Genomic DNA, 7,247 nt, shown 5'->3' with positions numbered 1-7,247 from the left:
ACGGTTCTGACCCTGACAACGGTTCTGACCCTGACAACGGTTCTGACCCACAGACCTCAAATACACAGCCTATCGCCCATGCAGGTGATGACCAAAACGCTAACGGGAACAGCTTGGTCACGCTGGACAGTTCTCAAAGTCTTGATTCTGATGGCGACACGCTAAGTTATTTATGGACTCAAGTTAGCGGCCCAAGCATAACACTCAATGATACAAGCATCGCTTTTCCCAGCTTTGTTGCACCCAATATTGACGCTAACTACGTCTTTTCCTTGCATGTTAACGATGGTCTTGAAAGCTCCGAAACTGATGAGGTGAGTATTACAGTCACTGCAATCAATACTAATCAACCCCCTATGGCCGATGCGGGCCCTGACCAACAAGCAAACGGGAATGACATTGTCGTCGTTAGCGGCGCAAATAGCACCGACCCGGAAGGAAGCAGCCTGAGCTATACCTGGCAACAGGTTTCCGGCCCTGTGGTTACAGTTCTAGATTCAGAGCAAGCTCAAGCTTCATTCATAGCACCGGAAAATGGTGGCGAAATTGAGCTTAGCCTAACCGTCAATGACGGCGAGTTAAACTCTGTAAGCGATAGCATTATTATTTCTGTTCAAGCTATCAGCACTGCATTGGTCGCTCACGCAGGCGCTGACCAAACAGTCAGAAGCAATACATTGGTTTCACTAGATGCCAGTGAAAGTACTCATAGTGAGCACCTGAGTTTAAGTTACGCCTGGCGTCAGACAGGTGGCCCAAGCGTCATTCTAAGCTCGGTGTCAGAACTACAACCACAATTCCAGGCACCTGAAACTGATTCGACTAGCACCCTTATCCTGACTTTCTCATTGGTAGTCAGTGATGGCGAAGCAAATTCTGCGGCTGACGAAGTGGTAATCAGTGTCAGCAATGCCAATTCGGCACCTTTCGCCAATGCGGGCCTATCTCAAAGCACTGAAGGCGGAGATTCTGTAACACTGGATGGAAGCCAAAGCAACGACCCCGAAAATGACACGCTCACTTACGAGTGGTCACAAACTGCAGGGCCAGACGTTGAACTGAATGATAACACCTTGGTCTCACCCAGCTTCGTGGCGCCAACGGAGGGTGGAGAATTGCAGTTTTCACTTATTGTCAATGACGGTGAACTATCTTCGGAAATCTCATTCACGAATATTTCAGTGATGCCTGCAAACAATCCTCCTATCGCCAACGCCGGTGTCGACCGATATGTTGGCAGTCTCTCTATTGTGGCACTAAAGGGCAGCCGAAGCCTCGACCCTGAAGACGACCCCTTAAGTTATAGCTGGCTTCAAATAAGCGGCCCTGAAGTAAGCTTAAGTGATGAGACAGATGCTAACCCGGTATTTGAAGCTCACACTGATGGAAGATTGGTATTTTCATTAGTGGTTAACGATGGCCAACTCGATTCAGAACCGGACCTGGTTAATGTCGTGGTCGGCCCAATACCGGCGACTAATATTCGCGTAAATGGAACCGGTATTACCTGGGGAGCAAGCTACCCTAGCGGCAATAACCTAGACTGTTCCGGGGAAGCCATCGACCAACAGGATTGTTCCTTAGGTCGGGAGCTAACACATAACGATGATAGCGATGGTCGTGCAGGCTTCAGCTTTTTAAAGTTCGATGAGGATGGCGTTGAAACGGATAGTTCAGATGCTGAATGGAGCTGCGTTCAAGACTCTGTCACAGGCTTAATGTGGGAAGTAAAAAGTGAAGGCAACGAAACACCAGGAGACGAAGGTTTAAATGACGCCGATGATCGTTACAGTTGGTACAATACTGACGCAAGCTCAAACGGTGGTTCGGAAGGTTTTGCAGATAGCAGAGGAGAGCAATGTTTTGCCTATAACGAAGACGAACCGGCTAGCTACTGCAACACCGAAGCCTTTGTTAACCGTATGAATGAAGCCGGCTGGTGTGGCTATGCCGACTGGCGACTACCTAATCGCAAAGAGCTGCTCAGTATCGTTGATTACGGTAATGCTAAACCCATGCTCGATACTGATTACTTCCCTTCCAATGCAGCCTTAACCTGGACATCTAGCCCTTTTGCACTCGGTACAAGCAGTGCCTGGGGAGTAAATTTTTCTCATGGTAACTCTTATAGCCTCGATAAACGCAATGTAAACCAGGTACGACTAGTAAGAGGTGGTTATGAATAAATATATTTGCTTAGGGCTTCTAACACACTCTTTGCTTTCACTTCCTGTCCTGGCACAGGAATGTAGTAGCGATACCATTGCCGAAACGACGCCTGCAACACAATTTGTTATTCACGGAGACGGCACCATTACCGATACCAGCACGGCACTAATGTGGAAACAATGCTTGGAAGGTTTAAGTGGCACTCAGTGTAATACCGGCATTCTCAACGAGCAGAACTGGTCAGGAGCTCTTCAGATCCCTCGTAATATAAACGCGACAGGAGGTTTTGCAGGCTACGCCGATTGGCGCCTTCCCAACCAGGCAGAGTTAGCCTCTCTGCTAGAAGACCAATGCGTTGAGCCAAGTATTAATGCGACGGTTTTCCCCAATACTGCCAACAAGTTTCTCTGGAGTGCGTCACCTGACTACAACAATGATACGGCCACATGGTTCGTGGACTTCAAACATGGCGCAACAGGTACCATCACCAGAGAGCAGGCTTGGCCAATTCGTTTAGTTCGAAGCGTTCAATAGTTTAATCTAATGGAATGAGGAACGATCACGCGATCAAAGCTAAGGGCAGCTGCCAACAGCCTTGCTTAAACCGTGTATTTAGATATTGTCTCAAGCAAGACCGCATTATCAAAAGGTTTACCAACAAAGGAAGTAAAACCTTGATTCAAATACTGTTCGGTTTGTTCAGGAAGAACATTTGCTGTAAGAGCAATAATGGGTAAATCTTGCCTTCGTAATTGTTCCCGAATAATCTGACAGGCTTGCTCGCCATCCATAATAGGCATTTGAATATCCATTAAGATCAAGTCGATATCTTTCGCCTCAACACTGGCAACAGCTTCTTCACCATTATCCGCTATCTCAACCTGATAACCCGCTTTCTTAAGAATTTCTTCAGCGATCATTTGGTTAATTTTATTATCTTCAACCAAAAGCACGCATACATCAGCAGGCGCCTTAACTTTTCTCAACAATCTTTCTGTCTCTTTGCCGAGTACTGTTTTCACCTCAAGCTTTGCTTCCTTAACAACAGGAAGATCCAAGGTAAATTCAAAAGTAGAGCCACTGCCCACTTGGCTTTCGACCTTTAACTCTCCTCCCAGCAAATCCACCAATCTCTTGCTGATAGATAACCCCAGACCTGTCCCGCCATATTTCCGGGTCGTAGAGGCATCTTCCTGCTTGAAAGGCATAAACAAGTCTTTCGTATCGTGAATACCAATGCCGGTATCACTCACCGAAAACCGAACACCGCACCGACCTTCACTTTCATCCAATTTAGCATCACAGCTAAGCGCTAAAGTCACCTCACCCTCTTCGGTAAACTTGACTGCGTTGCCGCATAGATTCAATAAGACTTGCGATAAACGAAGCTCATCCGTTCTAACATAAACGGGTAAAGCCTCATCCAAGACTACCTTAAAGGCGATTCCTTGCTGATCAGCAGCAGGTAACATTAGAGACTCAATATTTCTAGCCAGCTCACTCAATTCAAGCTCTACTTCCTCCAACTCAATCATATTCGATTCGATCCTATTGAAGTCGAGAATTTCATTGAGAATCTTCAGTAGCATTTCTGAAGATCGCATGACTTTTTCCAAGTAGTCTCTCTGCTTGTCATCTAAATCAGTTTCGAGGCACAGTGAAGTCAGGCCAATAATTCCATTCATAGGCGTCCGTACTTCATGAGACATATTGGAAAGGAATGTAGTCTTCGCCATGTTTGCCTGTTCAGCTTCTTTAAGCGCACTTTCCAAATCTTCAGTTCTCTGTAAAACCTTACCCTCCAGGCCTTTATTAAGTTCAATCACCTCTTGTTCTCTTGCGACCACATCAGAAATATCTGTATTCGATCCAATAATTCTCAGGGTTCTTTTCTTGTCATCGCGAACAGCCATACTGCGTGACAAAATTGTGACCAACGAGCCATCTTTTTTCAGCATTCGGAAACGGCACTGACTGGTGTCAGCCTTTCCCTTGATAAGGTCAGAAAAGAGCGTATTTATTTGATGACGATCTTCAGGGTGAACGTGTTTCTGAAAGGCCTTCGTATCATTTTCAAGCTCATCATCCTGATAGCCAATAATCGCCTTCCAACGAGGCGATAGATACAGAGAATTAGCCAATATATCCCAATCCCAAATACCGTCATTCGAGCCCTGCACAATAAGTGAAAATAGCTCTTTGCTATCGCGTATTTTCTTCCGCTGCGTATCGACGGTATCGTAAAGAGAAAAAATTGCTTTCGATAAAACCTGGAGCTCTTCTGTATTAGTAACAATGCTTCTATCGACTGACTCACCAGCAGCCAAACGGGAGATCTTGTCGAGAAGCTGAGCAACAGGCTGGGAAAAATACTTTACCAAGAAAAATCCGGCGGCAATAATTAGAATAAATGCCGAAAACAAAATAACGAAAGTGTTCTCTAAGGTTTTTCTAACAGGCGCTAACATCAAGTGGTCTTCAAGCGCGACACCGATGCTATATCGACTACCAGGAATAGGCTGGTGAGCCTCCCCTCCTAGATCAAGCGCCCTCATTCCGGCATTCCCCGTGATCATCTCGTTACCAAGAGCGTTTAATTTAGGGTTATGTTCATTTAGGATAGAGTACTTACTGACGGCCTTTTCACCCTGCTCATTTAAGACAAAGTCGCCTTGATCATCACGTAATAGTTGAATGATCTTATTTTCGTCCCAGTGATACCAGTAAGTTCCGTCATTCGCAACCAGCATCACCTTGGCACTTCCCTGGACACCAGAAAAACTTTCTTTAACCAAGGTTTGAACCCGATCATGGATATATTCCCAGGGAATACTCAGCCCCAACATCCCCCTTACTATCTTACCTTTATCCTGAATAGGAGCCGCAATAACAATCTGCTTAACCCCCGTCGTAAAGGAGATCATCGAGTTAGAAATATAGGCTTCAGGCGAATCAGGATCTTCAGGGTGAATACTCACCTGCCAATAGTCGCGAGAGCGAATATTTTTAGGCTTCGAGTCTGGTTATTTATCATCAAAGGTTCGAATCCCTCCTTGTAGCAGATTCGCACCAGAAGTGTTATAGAAATGTCCGTTGGGTAAACCAATAATGAACTTCTCAAACTTAGGTTTCAGGAAGGTCAATTCACGCTTTAGATAAGGCATGAAGGTTTCGAACTAAAGGCCAGAAAGCTCTGCAGAACGAGCGTATTCCTGCACCAATGACTCACCATGGTCAAACTCAAACTGAAGACCATTAGCAACGAGCATTAAGCTCTTCTGCGCAATTTCTACGGTAGACTCAGTAACTTGTGCCTTGCTGTGAAGGTAGGTTTGAAAGGATATCACCAGCGAAGGCAATAAGCCGACAACTAATAGAGTAAGTAGAAGCTGATCTCGAAACTTGTACATGTGACACTTTCCTTACCTGCTCTAAAACAACTCAATTGAAGACGGGTAACTTCCTTTCAAACATTGTGCTCACGTCCTAATACTTATCACTGTGCTGTGAGCGCTTGCCTATCACTGCTAAGGCTGCAACTCGGTATGCTTCGGCTAGTGTCGGGAAGTTAAATATGCTCTCGACAAAGATATCGACATCAGCATTTGAAAGCATTGCCATCTGACCAATGTGAATAAGCTCGGTTGCACCTTCGCCAACGATCTGAACACCGAGAATCTTTTCGCCCTGAGGGTCACATATGATCTTCAGCATACCATCACGTATTCCATTAATCTGACCACGAGAGATCTCTTCAAAATTGGCTTTACCAATCACAATACCGTCACCATGCTCTTTCTTAGCTTGCTGCTCAGTCATCCCAACAGCCGAGAGTTCAGGAATTCCATAGATACCCGAGGGGATCATCTTACTCATTGGACCCACTTCAATTCCTAAAGCATTACAACTCGCTCGTCGTCCCTGCTCCATTGACGCCGAGGCCAATGATGGCGGGCCAATGACATCGCCTGCCGCATAAATATGCGGGACTTGGGTTTGCAACATATCATCAACCGATATATTGCCAAACTCATTTAACTCCAAACCAGCATTGGCAATCTGCAGGTCCTTCACATTTGCTACGCGGCCAGCGGCACAAAGAAGCTTCGCAGATCTAACAATAGTCCCGTCATCGCATCGCGTGATGACTTCAGATAAGCCATCCCACTCAACAGTTTCAACGTTCTTCTCACCTAACCATGTGCCACCCATTTCCTGAAATGAGTCGACAAACTTGGAGGTTAAGTCACCATCCATAAAGCCCAAAGGCAAAGGATACCGGTCAATCATTGTTACCTTAACGCCAAGCGCCTGGAAGATAGAGGCATATTCACTAGCGATAACACCACCACCGAGAACAGTGAGGCTCTTTGGCAAATACAACATTGTTAGGATTGAGTCAGAATCAAAAATATTTTCATGATCGACAGGGATATTATCTGGCTTACGAGGGATCGAGCCGGAAGCAATAACAAAGCTACTGGCTTCAATTTGTTCAGCTTCGCCGCGCACTTTTGTTACCTCGATAACATTCGGCGATACAAACTTGGCCCGGCCGTGAATACGTTCGATATTATTGCGTTCAATCTGATTTACCATAAAACCGTCGTGCGCTTTCAATACCCGATTCAAGCGGTCGATCAGTGTCGACATCTCGGTATCTTCAGCTAATTCAAACTGACATAAGGCCGCATTCTCTCGCATCTTTTTAACACGTAAGGCGTTCTCACGAAGCGTCTTGCTGGGGATCGTTCCTCTGTGTACACATGCACCACCCAACCATTGATCCCGCTCTATAAGAGCGACACTCTTACCACCTTTGGCTGCCTGTACCGCTGCTTTTTGCCCTGCAGGACCACTACCAATAATCACTACATCAACTTGTCTCATGAACGAATTGCCTCCAGACCACTCTTCACGATGTCGTGTCTTTCCTTCAAAAGCTCCAATTCATCTTCATATAAATTCAGATCTGCAAATACGGTATCTTGCAAAGCTGTATCTATCGCAGCTTCTTCACCCGATAACATTGCTTGAGCTAACTTAGCAGCACCATTAGTCACCATCGCTTGGTCACG

The 7,247-nt window shown here is 45.7% G+C and carries 7 protein-coding genes; 2 read left to right on the top strand and 5 right to left on the bottom strand.

The annotated features are described in order from the left end of the window. Positions 1–2,186: DUF1566 domain-containing protein (locus A3757_RS17880; protein ID WP_156506391.1), on the top strand; the 2,186-nt coding region annotated here is incomplete at its 5' end. Continuing rightward, positions 2,179–2,703, top strand: a complete 525-nt coding sequence (locus A3757_RS17875) for a DUF1566 domain-containing protein (protein ID WP_068511867.1) — start codon at positions 2,179–2,181, stop codon at positions 2,701–2,703. The genes A3757_RS17880 and A3757_RS17875, both read left to right, overlap by 8 nt. A gap of 65 nt (positions 2,704–2,768) precedes the next feature. On the opposite strand, the gene A3757_RS17870 is transcribed toward A3757_RS17875, so the two are convergent. The 5 genes from A3757_RS17870 to A3757_RS26945 form a co-directional block, all read right to left on the bottom strand. Continuing rightward, the gene (locus A3757_RS17870; RefSeq protein ID WP_068553622.1) at positions 2,769–5,147 is read right to left on the bottom strand and encodes an ATP-binding protein; all 2,379 of its coding nucleotides are present in this window, start codon (positions 5,145–5,147) and stop codon (positions 2,769–2,771) included. A gap of 45 nt (positions 5,148–5,192) precedes the next feature. After that, positions 5,193–5,333: a hypothetical protein gene (locus A3757_RS25825; protein ID WP_156490449.1), complete on the bottom strand. Its 141-nt coding sequence runs from the start codon at positions 5,331–5,333 to the stop codon at positions 5,193–5,195. A gap of 12 nt (positions 5,334–5,345) precedes the next feature. Then, positions 5,346–5,579 carry a hypothetical protein gene (locus tag A3757_RS17865; RefSeq protein ID WP_068511862.1) on the bottom strand — a complete coding sequence of 78 codons (234 nt, stop codon included), beginning with the start codon at positions 5,577–5,579 and terminating at the stop codon, positions 5,346–5,348. Positions 5,580–5,655: 76 nt separating this feature from the next. Next, complete coding sequence (gene sthA / locus A3757_RS17860) at positions 5,656–7,059, bottom strand: Si-specific NAD(P)(+) transhydrogenase (RefSeq protein WP_068511859.1); 1,404 nt, start codon at positions 7,057–7,059, stop codon at positions 5,656–5,658. Further along, the coding region (locus tag A3757_RS26945; protein ID WP_197470112.1) for a hypothetical protein at positions 7,056–7,247 on the bottom strand (192 nt) is incomplete at its 5' end. The genes sthA and A3757_RS26945, both read right to left, overlap by 4 nt.

This window comes from Oleiphilus sp. HI0117, assembly GCF_001635235.1.
Note: the sequence above shows the minus strand (reverse complement) of the source record. Positions and strands in the feature narration are given on the sequence as shown.

Coding starts and splice junctions, on each gene's coding strand:
- A3757_RS17875 (WP_068511867.1), top strand. CDS start 2,179: ATGAATAAATATATTTGCTTAGGGCTTCTAACACACTCTTTGCTTTCA.
- A3757_RS25825 (WP_156490449.1), bottom strand. CDS start 5,333: ATGCCTTATCTAAAGCGTGAATTGACCTTCCTGAAACCTAAGTTTGAG.
- A3757_RS17865 (WP_068511862.1), bottom strand. CDS start 5,579: ATGTACAAGTTTCGAGATCAGCTTCTACTTACTCTATTAGTTGTCGGC.
- sthA (WP_068511859.1), bottom strand. CDS start 7,059: ATGAGACAAGTTGATGTAGTGATTATTGGTAGTGGTCCTGCAGGGCAA.